This window comes from Burkholderia sp. AW49-1, assembly GCF_053427845.1.
The window spans coordinates 78,934-98,711 of record NZ_JBSAXF010000017.1 but is presented as its reverse complement, the minus strand read 5'-3'; the positions used below and the strand labels follow the sequence as shown (position 1 = coordinate 98,711).

At 66.7% G+C, this 19,778-nt stretch carries 18 protein-coding genes and 1 other RNA gene; 8 read left to right on the top strand and 11 right to left on the bottom strand.

Going from position 1 to position 19,778, the window contains the following annotated elements; all coding sequences use genetic code 11:
• Nucleotides 1–61 precede the first annotated feature (61 nt).
• Entirely contained in the window at nucleotides 62–1,459 is a 1,398-nt protein-coding gene (gene rlmD / locus ACV22W_RS23400; RefSeq protein WP_448022063.1) for a 23S rRNA (uracil(1939)-C(5))-methyltransferase RlmD, read from the bottom strand.
• 208 nt (nucleotides 1,460–1,667) lie between these two features.
• Between rlmD and ACV22W_RS23395 the strand changes: the two genes are divergently transcribed.
• Nucleotides 1,668–2,522, top strand: a complete 855-nt coding sequence (locus ACV22W_RS23395; RefSeq protein WP_448022061.1) for an endonuclease/exonuclease/phosphatase family protein — start codon at nucleotides 1,668–1,670, stop codon at nucleotides 2,520–2,522.
• A gap of 27 nt (nucleotides 2,523–2,549) precedes the next feature.
• Here the strand turns inward: ACV22W_RS23395 and ACV22W_RS23390 are convergent, their stop codons facing one another.
• The 10 genes from ACV22W_RS23390 to ffs all read right to left on the bottom strand — a co-directional run bounded on the left by ACV22W_RS23390 (nucleotide 2,550) and on the right by ffs (nucleotide 12,111).
• Complete coding sequence (locus ACV22W_RS23390) at nucleotides 2,550–3,326, bottom strand: 3'-5' exonuclease (protein ID WP_175911912.1); 777 nt, start codon at nucleotides 3,324–3,326, stop codon at nucleotides 2,550–2,552.
• Between the two features lie 3 nt (nucleotides 3,327–3,329).
• Complete coding sequence (gene rpoS, locus ACV22W_RS23385; RefSeq protein ID WP_059604367.1) at nucleotides 3,330–4,415, bottom strand: RNA polymerase sigma factor RpoS; 1,086 nt, start codon at nucleotides 4,413–4,415, stop codon at nucleotides 3,330–3,332.
• A gap of 11 nt (nucleotides 4,416–4,426) precedes the next feature.
• A complete protein-coding gene (locus ACV22W_RS23380; protein WP_448022059.1) occupies nucleotides 4,427–5,308 on the bottom strand; it encodes a peptidoglycan DD-metalloendopeptidase family protein in 882 nt (293 codons plus the stop codon).
• 5 nt (nucleotides 5,309–5,313) lie between these two features.
• Entirely contained in the window at nucleotides 5,314–6,243 is a 930-nt protein-coding gene (locus ACV22W_RS23375) for a protein-L-isoaspartate(D-aspartate) O-methyltransferase (RefSeq protein ID WP_448022058.1), read from the bottom strand.
• On the bottom strand, nucleotides 6,240–7,001 hold the full coding sequence (gene surE / locus ACV22W_RS23370) for a 5'/3'-nucleotidase SurE (protein WP_448022056.1): 762 nt from the start codon (nucleotides 6,999–7,001) through the stop codon (nucleotides 6,240–6,242). Before surE ends, ACV22W_RS23375 begins: the two co-directional genes overlap by 4 nt.
• 223 nt (nucleotides 7,002–7,224) lie before the next feature.
• Nucleotides 7,225–8,430, bottom strand: a complete 1,206-nt coding sequence (locus tag ACV22W_RS23365; protein ID WP_448022054.1) for a CaiB/BaiF CoA transferase family protein — start codon at nucleotides 8,428–8,430, stop codon at nucleotides 7,225–7,227.
• 48 nt (nucleotides 8,431–8,478) lie between these two features.
• Nucleotides 8,479–9,075, bottom strand: coding sequence for a recombination mediator RecR (recR, locus tag ACV22W_RS23360; protein WP_096508746.1), 597 nt, complete (start codon nucleotides 9,073–9,075; stop codon nucleotides 8,479–8,481).
• Between the two features lie 49 nt (nucleotides 9,076–9,124).
• Nucleotides 9,125–9,451, bottom strand: coding sequence for a YbaB/EbfC family nucleoid-associated protein (locus ACV22W_RS23355; protein WP_006755698.1), 327 nt, complete (start codon nucleotides 9,449–9,451; stop codon nucleotides 9,125–9,127).
• A gap of 94 nt (nucleotides 9,452–9,545) precedes the next feature.
• Nucleotides 9,546–11,885 (bottom strand): DNA polymerase III subunit gamma/tau, encoded by a 2,340-nt coding sequence (gene dnaX / locus ACV22W_RS23350; RefSeq protein WP_448022052.1) that lies wholly within the window; start codon nucleotides 11,883–11,885, stop codon nucleotides 9,546–9,548.
• A 127-nt stretch (nucleotides 11,886–12,012) separates the two neighbouring features.
• An RNA gene (ffs, locus tag ACV22W_RS23345) (signal recognition particle sRNA small type) lies at nucleotides 12,013–12,111 on the bottom strand.
• A gap of 413 nt (nucleotides 12,112–12,524) precedes the next feature.
• Between ffs and trxA the strand changes: the two genes are divergently transcribed.
• The 7 genes from trxA to ACV22W_RS23310 all read left to right on the top strand — a co-directional run bounded on the left by trxA (nucleotide 12,525) and on the right by ACV22W_RS23310 (nucleotide 19,776).
• Nucleotides 12,525–12,851 carry a thioredoxin TrxA gene (gene trxA, locus ACV22W_RS23340; protein WP_006402348.1) on the top strand — a complete coding sequence of 109 codons (327 nt, stop codon included), beginning with the start codon at nucleotides 12,525–12,527 and terminating at the stop codon, nucleotides 12,849–12,851.
• A 194-nt stretch (nucleotides 12,852–13,045) separates the two neighbouring features.
• On the top strand, nucleotides 13,046–14,308 hold the full coding sequence (rho, locus tag ACV22W_RS23335; RefSeq protein WP_006478662.1) for a transcription termination factor Rho: 1,263 nt from the start codon (nucleotides 13,046–13,048) through the stop codon (nucleotides 14,306–14,308).
• A gap of 133 nt (nucleotides 14,309–14,441) precedes the next feature.
• Entirely contained in the window at nucleotides 14,442–14,942 is a 501-nt protein-coding gene (locus ACV22W_RS23330) for a MerR family transcriptional regulator (protein ID WP_448022051.1), read from the top strand.
• Complete coding sequence (locus tag ACV22W_RS23325) at nucleotides 14,939–16,495, top strand: MFS transporter (protein WP_448022049.1); 1,557 nt, start codon at nucleotides 14,939–14,941, stop codon at nucleotides 16,493–16,495. Before ACV22W_RS23330 ends, ACV22W_RS23325 begins: the two co-directional genes overlap by 4 nt.
• Nucleotides 16,496–16,533: 38 nt before the next feature.
• Nucleotides 16,534–17,367: a M90 family metallopeptidase gene (locus ACV22W_RS23320; RefSeq protein WP_448022047.1), complete on the top strand. Its 834-nt coding sequence runs from the start codon at nucleotides 16,534–16,536 to the stop codon at nucleotides 17,365–17,367.
• 157 nt (nucleotides 17,368–17,524) lie between these two features.
• Entirely contained in the window at nucleotides 17,525–17,788 is a 264-nt protein-coding gene (locus tag ACV22W_RS23315; RefSeq protein ID WP_011884985.1) for a type B 50S ribosomal protein L31, read from the top strand.
• A 230-nt stretch (nucleotides 17,789–18,018) separates the two neighbouring features.
• The gene (locus ACV22W_RS23310) at nucleotides 18,019–19,776 is read left to right on the top strand and encodes an ArnT family glycosyltransferase (RefSeq protein ID WP_448022045.1); all 1,758 of its coding nucleotides are present in this window, start codon (nucleotides 18,019–18,021) and stop codon (nucleotides 19,774–19,776) included.
• Nucleotides 19,777–19,778 lie beyond the last annotated feature (2 nt).

The window sequence follows — 19,778 nt, the reverse complement described above, 5'->3', positions numbered from 1 at the left end:
CTGCACACCATGAAAAAACCGGCCTCGAGGGCCGGTTTTTTTACGTCCGCCGCCCGTCCGCTCAGTCGCGCTCGAACAACGCGATCGATTCGACATGCGACGTATTCGGGAACATGTTCACGACCCCGGCACCCTTCAGCCGATAGCCGGCCTCGTGCACGAGCAGGCCCGCGTCGCGCGCGAGCGTCGACGGATTGCACGACACGTAGACGATGCGCTTCGGCAGCGGGCCTTCGCCGCTCTGCGCGATTTCGGCCAGCGCCTTCGACACCGCGAGCGCGCCTTCGCGCGGCGGGTCGATCAGGAACTTGTCGAACGCGCCGAGCGCACGGAGATCGTCGCCCGTGACTTCGAACAGGTTCCGGCACGCGAACGTCGTGTGGCCGTCGACACCGTTCTCGCGCGCATTCGCCAGCGCGCGCGTCGTCAGCGTCTCGCTGCCTTCGATGCCCATCACCTCGCGCGACAGCCGCGCGAGCGGCAGCGTGAAGTTGCCGATCCCGCAGAACAGGTCGAGCACGCGATCGTCGCGCGACGGCGCGAGCAGGCGCAGTGCGCGGCCAACCAGCACGCGGTTGATCTGATGGTTGACCTGCGTGAAGTCGGTCGGCTTGAACGGCATGCGGATGCCGAATTCCGGCAGCGTGTAGTCGAGCGGCACGTCGAGCGGATAGAACGGCGTGACCGTGTCCGGGCCCTTCGGCTGAAGCCAGAATTGCACCTTGTGTTCGTCCGCGAACGCGCGCAGCAGCGCTTCGTCATCCGCGTTGATCGGCTCCAGCACGCGCAGCACGAGCGCCGTGACTTGCGAACCGACCGCGAGTTCGATCTGCGGCATCCGGTCACGGATGGACAGCCCCTCCACCAGTCGACGCAGCGGCACGAGCATCGCCGACACGTGCGGCGGCAGCACCTCGCAGCTCGTCATGTCGGCGACATAGCTGCTCTTTTTTTCATGGAATCCAACCAGCACGCCGCCCTTCTTCGCGACGTTTCGCACGGTCAGGCGCGCGCGGTAGCGGTAGCCCCACGACGGGCCGTGGATCGGCGCGAACATCGTCTCGGCGCGCAGCTTCGACAGGTGCCACAGGTTGTCCTCGAGCACGCGCTGCTTGATCGCCACCTGCGCACGCATGTCGAGGTGCTGCATCGAGCAGCCACCGCAGGTGCCGAAAAATTTGCACTTCGGCTGCGTGCGCAGCACGCTCGGGCGCAGAATATCGACGACAGTCGCCTGCTCGTAGCTCGGCTTTCGACGATAGCTCGAATAGGTCACGCGCTCGCCGGGCAGCGCGCCCTCGACGAAGATGACCTTGCCCGGCGAGCCGTCCTCGGTCGCCGTGCGGCCGACACCGCGCGCTTCCATATCGAGCGATTCGATCTCGAGAATCGGGGCAGGCCCGGGCGCGACGGGCGCATTTTTCGATTTGCGCGCAGAAGTGGGGACGGCTTCGGACACCAGCTTTTCCTGACAAAACGTTGAAGAAGGCGAGATTGTAGACGACGAAAGCCCGCATCGCCCGCTTTCCTGGCGCAAGCGTCGATATGGATGCGTCTACCGCCCCGCGTCATGCAGGAACGGCCCGCCGCCGGCCCGCATGCGCGGCGTGCCTCCAGGCCACCGGGTGACACAAGTTCTGCTCGCAGGAGATTCAGGAGACTCGACCATGCGACTGATCGACTGGAACATTCAATGGGGTCGGGACGCAGACGGCGTCGTCGACCTCCCCCGCACCGTCGCCGCCGCCCGCGGGCTCGGCGACTTCGATGTGTTGTGTCTGCAGGAAGTGACACGCGGCTTCGGCGCACTGCCCGGCCGGCCCGGCCCCGACCAGTTCGCCGAGCTGGCAGCGTTGCTGCCCGGCTACACGATCGTCGATGCGATCGGCGCCGACCTGCCGGCGCTCGAATCCGGGGCTCCGCGCCGCCAGTTCGGCAATGCGATCGCATCGCGGCTGCCCGTCCGGCGCGTGCTGCGCCACCTGCTGCCGTGGCCGGCGGACGCGGGCGCACCGTCAATGCCGCGTGTCGCGCTGGACGTCGAGCTGGTGACCCGATCGGGCCCGCTGCGGGTCGTCACGACGCACCTCGAATTCTATTCGGCGCGCCAGCGACTCGCCCAGGTCGATGCGTTGCGTGATCGGCATCGCGAAGCCTGCGCCCACGCGGACCGGCCCGCGCCGGCGGAAAATGCGACGGGGCCGTTCAGCGCGACCGGCCAGCCGCGCGACGCGATCGTCTGCGGCGATTTCAACAGTGCGTTCGACAGCGACGCGTACCGGCGCATGCTGGCGCCGATCGACGACGCGCCGCCGTTCGTCGATGCGTGGATTGCCCGCCACCCCGGCTGCACGCCGCCGCCGACTGCCGGCGTCTATGACACGGCGCAATGGTCGGAAGGACCGCTCGCATGCGATTTCGTGTTCGTGACCGATACGCTGCTGCCACGCGTCACGCGCTGCGAGATCGACGGCGATCTGCGCGCGTCGGATCACCAGCCGGTCGTGCTCGAACTCGATTGATCGCTGCCGCGGCGCGAGCCGCCTGCGTCACACGTCGAAGCCGGCCAGGTATTCGGTCCAATGCGACGCGGGCTCCTGTGCCAGCGCGTTCTTCACGAGCAGGATCTCGTCGGCATATTCGCTCGGCGTCAGGCCGCCCCGCATCAGCTGGAACCGGCAATACAGCAGGTAGGTATTGACGACGTCGGTTTCGCAATAGTTGCGGATTTCCTCGATCCGGCCGTCCTGGAATGCGGGCCACACCTGGCTGCCGTCCATCCCCAGCTTGCCCGGAAAGCCGCACAGCTTCGCGAGCGCGTCGAGCGGCGCATTCGCGCGCGCCTGATACATCGCGAGCACGTCCATCAGATCGGTGTGTCGCGAGTGATAGCGCGAGATGTAGTTGTTCCACTTGAAGTCGCGGTCGTCCTCGCCCAGATCCCAGTAGCGCGTCGCGGGGATCCCGTGCACGAGCGCACGGTAGTGGAGCACCGGCAGATCGAAGCCGCCGCCGTTCCACGACACGAGCTGCGGCGTGTATTTCTCGATCACGCGATAGAACGACTGGACCAGCGTCGCCTCGTTGTCCTGGGGCGTGCCCAGCGAGCGCACGCGAAAACCGTTGTTGTCACGGAACACGCAGGAAATCGCCGCGATGCGCTGCAGGTGATGCGGCAGAAAATCGCTGCCGGTCTTCTCGCGACGCGCGGCGAACGCATGTTCGGCCACCGCGGCATCGTCGAGCGTTGCGGGCAGGTCTTCCAGACGGCGAATGCCGTCGACATCGGGAATGGTCTCGATGTCAAAAACGAGAATCGGAGTCATCGGTTACAGAACGGCGTCCTTGCGCACGCCGTTGGAGGCAAAGAACCGCTTGAGGCGCACCAGCGCTTCCTGCTGGATCTGCCGCACGCGCTCGCGCGTGAGCCCCATCTCGTCGGCCAGTTCCTCGAGCGTGGCCGGTTCGATGTGGTTCAGGCCGAAGCGGCGCTCGATCACGTGCCGATGCTTGTCGGACAGCCGCGACAGCCACGCGCGCGTCAGCGTCTCGAGTTCGCGGTGCTGCACCTCGGCGTCGGGCGACTGACTCTGGTCGTCGGGCAGCAGGTCGAGCAGGCTGCTTGCGGGATCGAGATCGAGCGGCGCGTCGAGCGACGCGGTGTGCTCGTTGAGCGCGAGGATGTCGGTGACTTCCTCGGCGGTCTTGCCGGTGAGATAGGCGATGTCGTCGATGCTGGCTTCGCGGCGCTCGGCCGCCTCGCCCGTCGACATCGAATTCTTTTCGAGGTGGCGCTTCGCACGCAGCACCTGGTTCAGTTCGCGAATCACGTGCACGGGCAGGCGCACGGTGCGAGCCTGGTTCATGATCGCCCGTTCGATGCTCTGGCGGATCCACCACGTCGCGTAGGTCGAGAAACGAAAGCCGCGCGTCGGATCGAATTTCTCGATCGCGTGCATCAGGCCGAGGTTGCCTTCCTCGATCAGGTCGAGCAACGGCACGCCACGATTCAGGTAACCCTTCGCGATGCTGACGACGAGACGCAGGTTGCGCTCGATCATCACCTGCCGCGCTTCGAATTCGCCGGCCTTCGCGAGACGCGAATAGCGCTGCTCCTCCTCGACGGTCAGGAGCGGCTTCACGCTGATGCGATTCAGGTAATGCTGGATCGTGTCGGCCGTGAGTTCGGCCTGCAGCAATGCGCGGAAATCGTCGACGTCGGGCGCGGCTTCCGCACGGCCTTCGCGCTCGTCGTCGCCGTCCGCTTCGGCGTCGCGTGCCTCGAGATCACGTTCGTTTTCCGCGACGTCGTCTTCGTCGTCCGTCGAAGCGCCAGCTCGCTCCACCGATGCTTGCGTGGCACGACTGATCTTCTCAGACTCGGCTTGCGGCTCGTGGCGCTTCGATTTCGGCATGGTCGTCTCGGTTATTGAGGCGGCAAATACTTCAGCGGATCGACAGGTTTACCCTGCCGGCGAACCTCGAAATGCAGCATCACGCGGTCGGCATCGCTGTTACCCATCTCGGCGATCTTTTGCCCCTTCGTCACCGCGTCCCCCTCTTTTACCATCAAAGCGCGATTGTGTGCATACGCCGTTAGGTAAGTTGCATCGTGTTTGATGATAATGAGGTTGCCGTAGCCACGCAGGCCGTTGCCCGAGTAGACGACGCGGCCGTCGGCCGCCGCCTTCACGGCCTCGCCGGACGTGCCGCCGATATTGACGCCCTTGTTCTTCGCGTCGTCGAAACCGTTCAGCACCGGGCCGCGCACCGGCCACGCAAACGTCACGGGGCCGCCGGGTGCTGCGGCCGTATCGCTCGATGCGGCGGCAGCCGGCGGCGTGCTCGCGGACGACGAGCCCGCAGCCGGCGTCGCGGGACCGCTGCTGAGCGGCGCCGTCGCAACGGCGGCGCCGGCGATCGGCGCAGCAGCCGGCGAACCGGCAACCGCGGCACCGCCCGGCGGCGCGACGCGCAGCAATTGGTCGACTTCGATCTGGTTCGGGTTCGCCAGGTTGTTCCACGTGGCGATGTCGCGATAATTCTGCCCGTTTTCGAGCGCGATCCGGTACAGGGTATCGCCCGGTTTCACACGGTAGAAGCCGGGCGGCGGCGGGCCGAGCGGCACCGCCGGCTGCGCGGCGGCGGTCGTGCCGAGCGTTCCGGAGCGATCGACGACGGGCGCGTTGTCAAGCCGCGTCGCACAGGCGGCCAGTAGCGTGGAGAACGCAGCCACACAGATCGCGCGCTGGGCGAACGTGAGCGGTTCCCTGGTTCGGTTGTTTTGCATCGCGCGCAACATACTCATCGGTTTCAAATCACTCCGGATTTTAAAGGGACAAAGAAAACGCGATCAAGCCGCGACTCCCGCCATTGCGCGTGCGCGACGCGCTCGACAAGCGTGAGCACCTGGGGCTGCCCGCTCTGCGCGCCGACCGGCGCGACGAGCCGACCGCCGATCGCAAGCTGCTCGAGCAGCGCCTGCGGCACGTCGAGCCCCGCCGCCGCGATCACGATCGCGTCGAACGGGCCCGCCGACGGCAGGCCGACACGCCCGTCGCCGTAATGCAGACGGATGTTCGGCACGCGCAGCGGCCGCAGGTTCAGCTTCGCGCGCTCGTAGAGCGGCTTGATGCGTTCAATCGAATACACGTCGCGTGCCACGTGGCTCAGCACCGCGGCCTGGTAGCCGCAACCGGTGCCGATCTCGAGGACGCGCTCGAGCGTGCGGCCGGCCATCGCGAGCTCGATCATGCGCGCGACGACCGACGGCTTTGAAATCGTTTGCTGATGGCCGATCGGCAGCGCGGCATCTTCATAGGCCTGCGTCGCGAGCCCCGGATCCACGAACATGTGGCGCGGCACCGCAGCCATCGCATCCAGCACGCGCGCGTCGGTCACGCCGTTTGCGCGCAGGCGTTCGACCATGCGCTCGCGCACACGTTCCGACGTCAGCGCGAACGCACCGGCCGGCGCGACGCTCGGCGCAGCCGGCTTGGGCATCGCGGGCTTCGGCACGGTCGGTTTCGGCGCGGTCGCCGGCTTCGCGGCGGTCGTGCCGGGCGCCGTGCGAGCGCCGCCCGTTTTCCCCGCCGCGGGCCGCAGCACGGCGGCGGACTTGTCGACGGTCTTCGGGACTGCGCCCGCCGCATGGCGCTCGCCGGTCCGGCCTTCCGATTTGCGTGGCGCTCGCTTGAGATCTTCGAGCGCGAGCGGAAACCGCTTCGCGCGCTCGCCGCTCATGAAGCCCGCCCTCCTGCGCGCACCCATTCTCGCGTTGCGGGCAGCATTTGCGTATGCGTGAGATCGAGCTGCAGCGGCGTGATCGATACGAAACCGTTTGCGACGGCGTGGAAATCGGTGCCTTCGCTCGCGTCCAGCGCCGCACCCGCGGCACCGATCCAGTAGACCGGCTCGCCGCGCGGGTCGGTCTGGCGAATCACCGGCTGGGATGGATGACGCTTGCCGAGGCGCGTGACCTGCCAGCCTTTCAGTTCCTCGTACGGCAGATTCGGAATATTGACGTTCAGTAGCGGCTGACCGGGCAGCGGATGTGCGAGATAGTGTTCGACGATTTCCGCGGCGACGCGCGCCGCGTCGGCCAGATGCGCCCAGCCCTTCTCGGCCAGCGAAAACGCGATGGCCGGCACGCCGAACATGATGCCTTCGGTGGCGGCCGCAACTGTCCCTGAATAGAGCGTGTCTTCGCCCATGTTCTGGCCGTTGTTGATCCCGGACACGACGAGGTCGGGCCTCGCGTCGGCCATCCCCGTCAGCGCGACGTGCACCGAATCGGTCGGCGTGCCGTTCACGTAGAAGAAACCCGTATTCGTCGCGCGCTGCACCGACAGCGGCCGCGACAGCGTGAGGGAATTCGATGCGCCGCTGCAATTCTGCTCGGGCGCGATCACCGTGAGGTCGGCCAGCGGCTGCAGCGCGTCGCTGAGCGCGGCGAGACCGGGGGCGAGATAGCCGTCGTCGTTGCTGAGTAGGATTCGCATCCGGCGATTGTAACCGAGGAAAGATGGCGCGAGAGCGACAGTCAGGTGGCTGCGGACGGGCCTGCGTACACGACGCATGCGCGGTGCGGCGGCGCATTGCGCGGTGGCGTTCCGCAGGCGCGAGACAACGTTATGCCGCCTGGCGTTTTCCGCCCTGAGGGGTGCCCCTCGGGAGGGGCTGCCCTCGCGGAGGCCCGACGCGAAGCGCCCGGCCTTGGAGCACTCAGATCGCGCCGGCCTCGCGCAGCGCGGCGATCGCCTGTGCGTCGTAGCCGAGGCCGCGCAGCACCGCGTCCGTATGCTCACCGAGCTCGGGCCCGAGCCAGCGCGTTTCGCCCGGCGTATCGGACAGCTTCGGCGTGATGTTCGGCAGCGGAATGTCGGTGCCGTCGGCCAGCTTGAAACGCTGGATCATCTGCCGCGCGACGAACTGCGGATCGGTGAACATGTCTGCTGCGCTGTAGATGCGCCCGGCCGGCACGTCGGCCGCGTTGAGCACGACGAGCGCCTCGTCGATCGTGCGCGGCGCAAGCCACGCGGCGATCGCGTCGTCGATCTCCTGCGTGCGCGGCACGCGTCCGTCGTTCCGTGCAAGCGCCGGATCGTCGGCGAGATCGTCGCGTTCGATCGCCTTCATCAGTCGCTTGAAGATCGGGTCGCTGTTGCCGCCGATCACGATGCTGCCGTCGCGGCACGCGTAGGTGTTCGACGGCACGATGCCCGGCAGCGACGCACCGGTGCGCTCGCGCACCATCCCGTACACGCCGTACTCGGGCACCACGCTTTCCATCATGTTGAACACCGCTTCATACAGCGCAACGTCGACCACCTGCCCCGCGCCGCCGTTCACCTTGCGGTGGTGAAGTGCCATCAGCCCGCCGATCACGCCGTGCAGCGCGGCGATCGAGTCGCCGATCGAGATGCCGATGCGCGGCGGCGGCAGGTCCGGATAGCCGGTGATGTGGCGCAACCCGCCCATCGATTCGGCGATCGCGCCGAATCCCGGCCGGTCGCGGTACGGGCCCGTCTGCCCGTAGCCGGACAGGCGCACCATCACGAGACCGGGGTTGTCGGCCGACAGCACGTCGTAGCCGAGCCCGAGCTTCTCGAGCAGGCCCGGGCGGAAGTTTTCGATCACGATATCGGCCTCGCGCGCGAGCTGCCGCGCGATCGTCTTGCCGGCATCGGATTTCAGGTTGAGGGTGACCGATTTCTTGTTCCGAGCCTGGACCGACCACCACAGCGACGTGCCGCCCTGCTCTGGATGCAGCTTGCGCCACTTGCGCAGCGGATCGCCGCCGTTCGGATCCTCGATCTTGATCACTTCCGCGCCGAATTCAGCAAAGAGGCGCGACGCGAACGGCCCCGCGATCAGCGTCCCGAATTCGAGCACTTTGACGCCCGCGAGGGGGCCCTGGCTGGTGCTCATGTGTCTCCCTGACATGAGGAACGGCGCCGCCGACCGGCGGCGCCCGGCTTACATCGTGCGGCGGTCGAGCATCGCGCGGGCGATCGTGCCCGCGTCGACGTATTCGAGCTCGCCGCCCACCGGCACGCCGCGCGCGAGGCGCGTGACCGCGAGCCCGCGCGCCTTCAGCGTCTGGCCGAGGTAGTGCGCGGTGGCTTCGCCCTCGTTCGTGAAGTTGGTCGCGAGCACGACCTCCTTGACGATCCCGTCGGACGCGCGCCGCACGAGGCGGTCGAAATGGATTTCCTTCGGGCCGATCCCGTCGAGCGGGCTCAGCCGCCCCATCAGCACGAAATACAGGCCGCGATACGTCATCGTCTGCTCGAGCATGATCTGGTCGGCCGGCGTCTCGACGACGCACAGCAGCGTCGGATCACGCTCCTCGTCGCTGCACACCTCGCAGATCTGCGCTTCCGTGAACGTATTGCACTTCTCGCAGTGTTGCAGGTGCTCGGTCGCGAACAGCAGCGACCGGCCGAGCCGCTCCGCGCCCTCCCGATCGTGCTGCATCAGGTGATACGCCATGCGCTGCGCGGATTTCGGCCCGACGCCGGGCAATATGCGCAACGCTTCGACGAGCGCGGACAGGGCGGACGGCTGTTTCATACGGCGGCTGAAAGCTGAACGAACTGATCGGGCTGAACGGACGCTGCGCTCAGAACGGCAGCTTGAAGCCCGGGGGCAGCGGCAGGCCCGACGTCATGCCGCTCATCTTTTCCTGCGACGTCGCCTCGGCCTTGCGCACGGCATCGTTGAACGCAGCCGCGACGAGATCCTCGAGCATGTCCTTGTCGTCCGCGAGCAGGCTCGGGTCGATCGCCACGCGACGCACTTCGTTGCGGCAGGTCATCGTCACCTTGACGAGGCCGGCGCCCGACTGCCCTTCGACTTCGATCTGCGCAAGCTGCTCCTGCATCTTCTTCATGTTTTCCTGCATTTGCTGCGCTTGCTTCATCAGTCCGGCGAGGTTGCCTTTCAACATGGGAATACTCCTTCTTGATCGTGTGAAAACCGGCACGCGGCGCGTGCCGGTCGATTTGTGCGGGCGTGATTGTGCCTGTCGCGGTGCGATTCGTTCAATGCAGCGTCGGAGGCGTGCCGTCCTGCGTCGAATCGGCAAGCGGCCGCACCGAGCCTTCGACGATACGCGCGCCGAAGTCACGCACGAGTTGCTGGACGAACGGGTCGCCATGGATGTCCTGCTCGGCCTCGCGCTGGCGTGCCGCACGCGCGGCCGCATCCAGCGCCGCCGCGGTGCGCCGTGCGGGCCCGACCTCGACCGCGACCTCGACGGGCTTGCCGAGCGCGTCGGCCAGGGCGGCCTTCAGCTTCGCCACCTGGGCGGCGTCCGCATACTGCGGCACCGGCACGGACAGTTTCAACGTCGTCGCGTCGACGGCCGTCAGCTCGCTGTTGAACGCGAGCTGATACGCGACGCCCTTCAGCGGCAGCCGTGCGGCCAGCGCCGGCCATTCGCCGTCGAAACCGACCGGGTCGAGCGCGATCGCGGGCGGCAGCGGGCGCGTGTCGACCGGCGCGGACGGACGGGCCTCCGCCTGCTTCGGCGCTATGCGCACGTCGTCGGGGCCGCTGTCGAACACCGGCACGAAGCCGTCGTCCGCCGCACCGCCGAACATCTCGTCGGCGCTGAGCGGCACGTATTCGTCCGGCGGAATGTCTTCCCACGGCGGCGGGGCCTGACGCGTGTCGGCCGGCTGCGGCGCGCGTGCCGCCGCGCGCGGCGTCGGCACCTGCACGGCAGGTCGCGATGCCGCCGGTTTCTCCGGGGCCGGCTGGGCCGGCGCCGGTTTCGACGCGCCGCCCGTCCGCGAGCGGTCGGACGACACGCGCATGCCGGCATTGCGCAGCACGTCGAGTGCGGCAGCCGCACCACCGCGGACCGACGGGCGCGCGGCGGACTCGGCCGGCACTGCACGCGGCGCCGGTTCGGCAGCCGGCGCCGGTTCGTCGTTGCGCTTGGCGGCAGCAGGCAATTCGGGTTCGTTGCCGACAGCGGGCAACGCATCGCTCGTCGGCGCCGCTTGCGGTGCCGCGTTCGCTTCCGGCTGCGGCGCGACCGGCGCCGCGGCCGCTGCCGGCGTCGAAACAGGCTTCACGGCAGGCGGAGTCACGGCATCGTCAGACCGGGCCGGTGACGGACGCGCAGCAGGCGCGACCGGAGCGGCCGCTTGCGGGCGTGCCGCGCCCTCGGCGGCAGCCGGTACCGAAGACGGCTTGGGCGCCGCCGACGCGGCAGCAGCCACACGCGACGCGGGCGCGGATACGGCACGCGGCACGGCCGGCTGACCGCCCGGCGCACTGCCGGCGCCGACGGCCGGCTCGAACGCGAGCATCCGCAGCAACGTCATCGTGAACCCGGCGTATTCATCCGGTGCAAGGCCGAGCTCGGCGCGCCCGACCGTCGCGATCTGATAAAACAGTTGAACCTGCTCGGGGCTCAGCGTCTCCGCGAAGCGGCGCAGGTCGGCCGCTTCCGGCCATTCGTCGAGGACCGAGCCCGGCGCGAACTGCGCCCATGCGATCCGATGCAGCAGGCTCGCAAGATCCTGCAGTGCGGTGGAAAAGGACAGGCTGCGCAGCGACATCTCGTCCGCGATCGCGAGAATCTCCGGGCCGTTGCCGGCCGCGAGCGCATCGAGCAGGCGCACCATGTAGGTCTGGTCGAGCGCGCCGAGCATGCCCGACACGGCCGATTCGGTCACTTCGTTCGCCGAATAGGCGATCGCCTGATCGGTCAGCGACAGCGCATCGCGCATGCTGCCCTGCGCGGCACGCGCGAGCAGGCGCAGCGCCTGCTGCTCGAACGAGATGCGCTCTTCGCCGAGGATCCGTTCGAGATGCGACACGATGTGCCCGGCCGGCATCTGCTTCAGGTTGAACTGCAGGCAGCGCGACAGCACGGTGACGGGAATCTTCTGCGGATCAGTTGTCGCGAGGATGAACTTGACGTGCGGCGGCGGCTCCTCGAGCGTCTTCAGCATCGCGTTGAACGCGTGGTTCGTCAGCATGTGCACTTCGTCGATCATGTAGACCTTGAAGCGCGCATCGACGGGCGCGTACACCGCGCGCTCGAGCAGCGCGGCCATCTCGTCGACACCGCGGTTGCTCGCCGCGTCCATTTCGACGTAGTCAACGAAGCGGCCTTCGTCGATCTCGCGGCACGCGCGGCACACACCGCACGGCTGCGACGTGACGCCGGTTTCGCAGTTGAGTGCCTTCGCGAAGATCCGCGACAGCGTCGTCTTGCCGACGCCGCGGGTTCCGGTAAACAGATAGGCGTGATGGAGACGCCCGCCGTCGAGCGCGTGCGTGAGCGCCCTGACGACGTGCTCCTGGCCGACGAGCGAAGCGAAATCCTTCGGACGCCACTTGCGTGCGAGAACTTGATAGGTCATCGGGAAATTGTATCAGTAACGCTGCGTTGCGCCGACACGCGAAACGGTGCGGAAAACGGGCAACACGCAGGCAAAACGGAGAATGACGCAGAAATAAAAAACGCCCGGCGAACGGGGCGAGAGGAAAGGTGACGAGCCCGACCCTCGGCACTGGCGGAAAACGATTGTGGCTGCTTCGTTCCCGACCTGACCAGGTTCACCGCCCCACCATGCGAGGAGGCCCGTCACGGCATATTCTATCACCGCTTCCTGCCGAATGCGACCGTTTGTTCGCAACAAGGCGAAAGATCGAGCAAACCGACGCGCGTGCGAGCACGCCAATCCAGGGCGGGCTTGCGGATATATATCGTGACGCTTCGTGACTCTTGTATTTTGCGCGCCGGCCTCCACCTTCGGGGCACAACGGTCGAACGGCGCGTCGTACCCCTACTCGCGTAGCGGCTACTATCGCTGCCCGCAGCAGATAGCAATTTAGGCTAATATGACGCCCGAACGACCCGCGAGCCGCGCCATGCAGCGCTTACGCCCTTCCTTCGGAGAGCGGAGTGACCTGCCGCAGCGGCCGGTAGCCAATAAGGCCGCCGGAGCGCCGCAACGCGCCGAGCAGGCAGTCCCCGAACCGTAAGAGGTATTGACCCAATGAGCGAACAGATCAAACACATCAGCGACGCATCGTTCGAGCAGGACGTCGTCAAATCCGACAAGCCCGTGCTCGTCGACTTCTGGGCCGAATGGTGCGGCCCGTGCAAGATGATCGCCCCGATCCTCGACGAAGTCGCGAAGGATTACGGCGACAAGCTGCAGATCGCGAAGATCAACGTCGACGACAACCAGGCAACGCCCGCGAAGTTCGGCGTGCGCGGCATCCCGACGCTGATCCTGTTCAAGAACGGCGCGGCCGCCGCGCAGAAGGTCGGCGCGCTGTCGAAGTCGCAGCTCACCGCATTCCTGGACAGCCACCTGTAATACCGGCCGTTCCGCGGACGTGTTGTCAACCGACAACACGTCCGCCGTCAAGCCGCCGATCGGCCGCTCAGGCGCGAATCGGCGTATGCTAGAATCAAAAAACGTCTACAAGACGCATTAAGTCTCAGAGCGCTTCCGCTCGCCCTCCTCCCTTATTTCTTTTCGTCGCTTCTCCTCCCTGGCGGGTTCTCCGTATGCATTTATCCGAGCTCAAGTCTCTGCACGTGTCCGAACTGATCGAAATGGCCAATGGCCTGGAGATCGAAAACGCGAACCGCCTGCGCAAGCAGGAGCTGATGTTCGCCATTCTCAAAAAGCGCGCCAAGACGGGAGAGACGATCTTCGGCGACGGCACGCTCGAAGTGCTGCCGGACGGTTTCGGCTTCCTGCGCTCGCCGGAAATGTCGTACCTCGCGAGCACCGACGACATCTATATCAGCCCGTCGCAAATCCGCCGCTTCAACCTGCACACCGGCGACACCATCGAAGGTGAAGTCCGCACGCCGAAGGACGGCGAGCGCTACTTCGCACTGGTGAAGGTCGACAAAGTCAACGGGCAGCCGCCCGAGGCCTCGAAACACAAGATCATGTTCGAGAACCTCACGCCGCTGCACCCGAACAAGCCGCTGTCGCTAGAACGCGAAATGCGCGGCGAAGAGAACGTCACGGGCCGCATCATCGACATGATCGCGCCGATCGGCAAGGGCCAGCGCGGCCTGCTCGTCGCGTCGCCGAAGTCGGGCAAGACCGTGATGCTCCAGCACATCGCACACGCGATCAAGCAGAACCATCCGGACGTCATCCTGTTCGTGCTGCTGATCGACGAACGCCCCGAAGAAGTGACCGAAATGCAGCGCTCGGTCGCCGGCGAAGTGATCGCTTCGACGTTCGACGAACCGGCCACGCGTCACGTGCAGGTCGCCGAAATGGTGATCGAGAAGGCCAAGCGCCTCGTTGAAATGAAGCACGACGTCGTGATCCTGCTCGACTCGATCACGCGTCTCGCACGCGCATACAACACCGTGATCCCGGCGTCGGGCAAGGTGCTGACGGGCGGTGTCGACGCGAACGCGCTGCAGCGCCCGAAGCGCTTCTTCGGTGCGGCGCGCAACATCGAGGAAGGCGGCTCGCTGACGATCATCGGCACCGCGCTGATCGAGACCGGCAGCCGCATGGACGACGTGATCTACGAAGAATTCAAGGGCACCGGCAACATGGAAGTGCACCTCGAGCGTCGTCTCGCGGAAAAGCGCGTCTATCCGTCGATCAACCTGAACAAATCGGGCACGCGCCGCGAAGAAATGCTGATCAAGCCCGAGATCCTTCAAAAGATCTGGGTGCTGCGCAAGTTCATCCACGACATGGACGAAGTCGAGGCGATGGAATTCCTGCTCGACAAGATCCGCCAGACGAAGAGCAACTCCGAGTTCTTCGACCTGATGCGCCGCGGCGGCTGATCGCCCCCGCCCCGCAACGAACGGCCGCCCGCGCGTTTCGCCCGGCGGCCGTTTTTTTCACGCCAACCTGAACGTGAACGTACAGGTTGATCTATAATCGCGCCATTGCCCCGACCCAGGCCCCGCCATCCCGATGCCGAACGACCCTTCCCCTTCGCTGCTGACGGTGAGCGACGCCGCGTCGCGGCTCGGCGTCACACCGCGCACGCTGAAGTATTACGAAGAGCGCGGGCTCGTCACGCCGTCACGCAGCAGCGGCCGCTATCGCCTTTACGACGACGCTGATCTCGAACGCTTCGCCCGCATCCTGCGGCTGCGCGCGCTCGGCTTTTCGCTACACGGCATCACCGAGATGCTCAAGCGCCCGCTGGAAGAAACGGGCGACGGCCGGCGCCGCTACTCGGACGCGTCGTTGCGCGACATCCGCTCGGGGCTCGCCGGGCAAATCGACACGCTCGACCAGCGGATCGCGGCCGTCCAGCGCGAGTTGAAGGAAGCCATCGCGCTGCGCAAGGAACTGCAGCACGACATCGACTACATCGAACGGCGCCTCGCCGGCGAAAACCCCGACACGCTGATCGCGCAGCGGCAAGCCGAAGCCGGCACGCGGCGCGCGCGCAAGGACCGGGAATGAACGTCGCGCCAGGTCGCCCGCCACTGTGGAGCCGCGCGAACCTGCGCGCGGATTTGTTCCCGTGGGCGCTCGCGCTCGTCACCGGCATCGACTACTTCGACAACGCGGCCTTCTCGTTCTTCGCGAGCTACATCGCGGGCGGCATCAACGCGTCGCCCGACGAACTCGTGTGGTCGTCGAGCGCGTATGCGGTCACGGCCGTGCTCGGCATCCTCCAGCAGCAATGGTGGGTCGATCGGCTCGGGCATCGCCGCTACGTCGCCGGCTGCATGCTGATGTTCTCGTTCGGCGCGATCGCGGCGGCGCTTGCCGACACGTCGCTCGAGCTCGCGTTCGCGCGCGGCTTCCAGGGCTACTTCATCGGCCCGATGATGGGTGCATGCCGGATCCTGATCCAGATCAGCTTCAAGCCGCAGGAGCGGCCGCCCGCCACGCGCGCGTTCCTGATCATGATCCTGCTCGGCAGCGCGCTTGCACCAATCGTCGGCGGGCTGCTCGTCGCGCATTCGACGTGGCGCGCGCTGTTCGCGTGCACCGCGCCCGCGGGCATCGCGTTCGCGATTCTCGCGCTCCTCACGCTGCCCGATTCGGGCAGGACACCCGACGACGAACGCGGCTCCGGGCATTTCTGGCCGTACGTCGTGTTCGCGCTCGCGCAAGGCGCGCTGCAGATCGTGCTGCAGCAGGTGCATTACCAGCTCTACAGCGGCTCGCCGATGCTGATCCTGCTGACGATCGCGGGCCTCGGCGCGCTCGCGTGGTTCGCGTATCACCAGTGGAACCATCCGACGCCGCTCGTGCGACTGCATGCGTTTCGCGAGCGCACGTTCCAGGTCGGGCTGCTGCTGTACATGTTCTATTACTACGAGTCGACGGGCTTCAGCTACCTGACCTCCCGCCTGCTCGAAGGCGGGCTCGGCTATCCGGTCGAGAACGCCGGGCGCCTGGTCGGCACGATGTCGCTGATCTCGGCCACCGCGCTGTTCGCCTACCTGCGCCATGCGAAGCGCGTCACGCACAAGAAATGGTTCGTCGTGCCGGGGTTCGCGATCGCGATCGTCGCCGCGCTGTGGATGACGCGGATGACGCCCCAGGTCGGCGAGGCCGCGCTGATCGTCCCGCTGCTGCTGCGCGGGCTATTGCTGCTGTTCATCGTGCTGCCGGTCGCGAACCTGACGTTCCGCATCTTCGCAATCGACGAATACACGCACGGCTACCGATTGAAGAACATCGTGCGCCAACTGACGATCTCGTTCGCGACGTCGTCGGTGATCATCGTCGAGCAGCACCGGCTGGCCGTACATCAGACGCGGCTCGTGGAGCGCGCGAACGTGTTCGATCCGCTGTTCCAGCAAACCGTCGACGCGCTCACGCGCAGCTACGCGGCCGCCGGCCATGCGCTGAACGAGGCGCACGCCCTCGCGATCGCATCGATCGCGCGGATGGTCGCACAACAGGCGTCATTTCTCGCATCGCTCGACGGTTTCTATTTCCTCGCGGGCGTCGCGCTCGTCGGCGGCCTCTTCGCGGCATGGCAAAAAGAGATCGATTGAGTTAAAAGACAGGCTTTGGATTCTCCCGCGCTGCTTCCATGCTCTCGAAACTGACCCGCTGGTTCGACGACCGCCGCCGCGACCGTGCGCTACGCAGCCATCCGATTCCCGATGCGCTGTGGCAGGACACCGTCTCGCGCCTGCCGTTCCTCGACGCGCTGTCGCCCGGCGACCTTGGCCGACTGCGCGAACTGACGAGCCTGTTCATCGCGAAGAAATCGTTCTCGACCGCGCATGGACTCGAGCTGACCGACGCGATGATCGTCGCGATCGCCGCGCAGGCGTGCCTGCCCGTGCTGAACCTCGATTTGTCGCTATACGACGGCTGGGTCGGCGTCGTCGTCTATCCGGGCGAATTCGTCATCCGCAAGACCGTGCAGGACGAGGACGGCGTCGTCCATGAAGTCGAGCAGGATGCGAGCGGCGAAGCGTGGGAAGGCGGCCCGGTGATCCTGTCGTGGGAAGACGCGCAGATGACGGACGGCCGCGACGCGTACAACGTCGTGATCCACGAGTTCGCGCACAAGATCGACATGGTGAACGGCGAAGCCGACGGGTATCCGCCCCTTTTTCGCCGCTGGCACGCGCCGCACCTCGACGCGCAGGCCTGGGCCGACGTGTTCGAGCATGCATACGACCAGTTCTGCGCGCGCGTCGATGCGGTGCCGGACCGCGCGTGGGCGCGCTTCGAGCGCGACTCGCTGATCGATCCCTATGCGGCCGATCATCCGTCGGAGTTCTTCGCGGTGTGCAGCGAGGCGCTCTTCGTGCGCCCGCGTGCGTTCGAGTCCGAATTTCCGGAGCTCTACCGGCTGCTCGCCCGCTACTATCGGCAGGATCCGGCCCGGACGGGCGCCCTCGACGCACGATGAAAATTATTCGTCAACCGTCTGATTTTCTGGCATAATCGCCGTTTTTCGACCTTAGGCAAGTGGCTCGCGCCGGGCTTGACGTCGTCTGAATCGCGCAAATGCGTGCGGTCCGGCACGGCAAGCGGCGGGTTGGCTACCGCTCTCACCAAGGAACATCATGAAACCTGGCATTCACCCGGACTACCGCGAAGTCGTCTTCCAAGACATGTCGAACGGCTTCAAGTTCATCACGCGCTCGACGATCCAGACGCGTGAAACCATCGATCACGAAGGCAAGACCTACCCGCTCGCCAAGATCGAAGTGTCGTCGGAATCGCACTCGTTCTACACGGGTCAGCAAAAGATCATGGACACGGCAGGCCGTGTCGAGAAGTTCAAGAACAAGTTCGGCGCACGCGCCAGCGGCAAGGTCGCGAAGTAAGCTTCGCACCGATCCGGTGGTTGCAACGCACCGGTACCGCACGAAAGGGCAGCCCAGGCTGCCCTTTTTTGTCTCCGCTCGCCGGGAAAACACCGCGCGCCGGCCGGTGTCGGGGCAATCGTCCCACGCGCAACGGCCGGCGCGTCTACAATGCCGGATGCTCGAATCCGGCGCCGTCGGCGGGCGCATGACCGCGCCGGCCGCCCGCCCATAACAAATCGCTCATCTGCATGAAGCCAGTCGTTCGTCTCACCGCCTCCGCCACGCGCGCGCTGCCGCGCTGGCTGTTGCTCACGCTCTGCCTCGTCTACGCGGCGTTCGGCCTGTTCGGCCGCGACCCGTGGAAGAACGAGGACGCGGCGGGCTTCGGCGTGATGTGGACGATGGCCTCCGGCGGCTGGCACGACTGGCTGCTGCCGAATCTCGTCGGCAAGTTCATCACGACCGACGGGCCGCTAGGCTACTGGCTCGGCGCGCTGTCGATCCGCGCGCTGGCGCCGTGGGTCGATGCAAGCAATGCGTCGCGCGTCGATACGGGCGTGCTGTTCTGCGTCGCGTGCGCGTTCGTCTGGTACGCCGCCTACCTGCTCGGCCGGCGCGCCGAGGTCCAGCCGTTCAAGTACGCATTCGGCGGCGAGCCGGAGCCGCGCGACTACGGCCGCACGCTCGCCGACGGCGCGCTGCTGGTCCTCGTCGCGTGCTTCGGGCTCGCGGAGCGCGGCCACGAAACGACACCGCAGCTCGCGCAGTTCGCGTGGATCGCGATGTTCGTGTACGGCATCGTGCGCGGCATCGACAAGCCGATGCAGGGTGCGCTGTGGTGGGGCATCGCGATCGGTCTCGTCGCGCTGTCCGGCAACCCGGTGCTCGTCGTCGCGCTGCTCGCCGGCACCGCCGCGCTGTGGCTCGTCACGCCGGAGATGCGCAACCTGCGCCTGCCGCTGATCGGCCTGCCACTCGCGGCCGCGATCTTTGCGCTGTGGCCGCTCGCCGCGTTCCACGCGGCACCCGACGACGCCGCGTGGTTCTTCAACCAGTGGATCCACGGCAGCCTGATGCGCTTCTCGGGCCCGCCGACCGCGGTGCTCGCCTACGCGGCGAAGAACCTGCCGCTGTTTACGTGGCCCGCGTGGCCGCTGGCGATCTGGGCCTGGTGGAGTTGGGCCGGCATGCGCCGCCGCGCGCACATCGCGATTCCGCTGTCGGCCGTGGTACCGCTCGTCGCGCTCGTGATCCTGCAGAGCCAGCAATCGAACCGCATGTACATGCTGCTGCTGCCGCCGCTCGCGGTGCTGGCAACCTTCGCGCTGCCGACGCTCAAGCGCGGCGCGATCAACGCATTCGACTGGTTCGCGGTGCTGAGCTTCACGATTCTCGGCACCTTCGTGTGGCTCGTATGGCTCGCGTCGCTCACCGGCTTCCCGCACCCGCTCGCGCGCAACCTCGCGCGCCTCGTGCCGGGCTACGAACCGCACTTCAAGATCCTGTCGTTCATCTGCGCGGTAATCGTCACCGCGTGCTGGTGCCTGCTCGCGCGCTGGCGCATCTCGCGCCAGCCGAAGGTGCTGTGGCGCAGCGTCGTGCTGTCGGGCGCGGGCACCACGCTGATGTGGGTGCTGCTGATGACGCTGTGGCTGCCGATCGTCAACTACGGCCGGACCTACAGCGACGTCGCGCAGCAGATTGCGTCGCATCTGCCGAAAGACTATGAGTGCATCTCGCCCGTGCGGCTCGGCGATGCGCAGATCGCGACCTTCGCGTACTTCGGCGACATGCACTTCGAGTTCTCGGGCGAATGCGACGTGATCCTGCGCCAGGATCGCGCGGACTTCGGCGAGCCGAGCGCGATGTCGCAATACGTGTGGCGTCTCGTGTGGGAAGGCCGCCGCGTCGCCGATCGCGACGAACGCTTCCGCCTGTACGAGCGCATCGAGCGGCCGACGGCGCCCGTCAAGCGCCGCGGCCCGCGCCACCGGACGGTCGATTGACG

Bases quoted from the DNA above. Each gene is read 5' to 3' on its own strand.
- ACV22W_RS23395 (WP_448022061.1), top strand. From the start codon at position 1,668: ATGCGACTGATCGACTGGAACATTCAATGGGGTCGGGACGCAGACGGC.
- ACV22W_RS23390 (WP_175911912.1), bottom strand. From the start codon at position 3,326: ATGACTCCGATTCTCGTTTTTGACATCGAGACCATTCCCGATGTCGAC.
- rpoS (WP_059604367.1), bottom strand. From the start codon at position 4,415: ATGCCGAAATCGAAGCGCCACGAGCCGCAAGCCGAGTCTGAGAAGATC.
- ACV22W_RS23380 (WP_448022059.1), bottom strand. From the start codon at position 5,308: ATGAGTATGTTGCGCGCGATGCAAAACAACCGAACCAGGGAACCGCTC.
- ACV22W_RS23375 (WP_448022058.1), bottom strand. From the start codon at position 6,243: ATGAGCGGCGAGCGCGCGAAGCGGTTTCCGCTCGCGCTCGAAGATCTC.
- surE (WP_448022056.1), bottom strand. From the start codon at position 7,001: ATGCGAATCCTACTCAGCAACGACGACGGCTATCTCGCCCCCGGTCTC.
- ACV22W_RS23365 (WP_448022054.1), bottom strand. From the start codon at position 8,430: ATGAGCACCAGCCAGGGCCCCCTCGCGGGCGTCAAAGTGCTCGAATTC.
- recR (WP_096508746.1), bottom strand. From the start codon at position 9,075: ATGAAACAGCCGTCCGCCCTGTCCGCGCTCGTCGAAGCGTTGCGCATA.
- ACV22W_RS23355 (WP_006755698.1), bottom strand. From the start codon at position 9,451: ATGTTGAAAGGCAACCTCGCCGGACTGATGAAGCAAGCGCAGCAAATG.
- dnaX (WP_448022052.1), bottom strand. From the start codon at position 11,885: ATGACCTATCAAGTTCTCGCACGCAAGTGGCGTCCGAAGGATTTCGCT.
- trxA (WP_006402348.1), top strand. From the start codon at position 12,525: ATGAGCGAACAGATCAAACACATCAGCGACGCATCGTTCGAGCAGGAC.
- rho (WP_006478662.1), top strand. From the start codon at position 13,046: ATGCATTTATCCGAGCTCAAGTCTCTGCACGTGTCCGAACTGATCGAA.
- ACV22W_RS23330 (WP_448022051.1), top strand. From the start codon at position 14,442: ATGCCGAACGACCCTTCCCCTTCGCTGCTGACGGTGAGCGACGCCGCG.
- ACV22W_RS23325 (WP_448022049.1), top strand. From the start codon at position 14,939: ATGAACGTCGCGCCAGGTCGCCCGCCACTGTGGAGCCGCGCGAACCTG.
- ACV22W_RS23320 (WP_448022047.1), top strand. From the start codon at position 16,534: ATGCTCTCGAAACTGACCCGCTGGTTCGACGACCGCCGCCGCGACCGT.
- ACV22W_RS23315 (WP_011884985.1), top strand. From the start codon at position 17,525: ATGAAACCTGGCATTCACCCGGACTACCGCGAAGTCGTCTTCCAAGAC.
- ACV22W_RS23310 (WP_448022045.1), top strand. From the start codon at position 18,019: ATGAAGCCAGTCGTTCGTCTCACCGCCTCCGCCACGCGCGCGCTGCCG.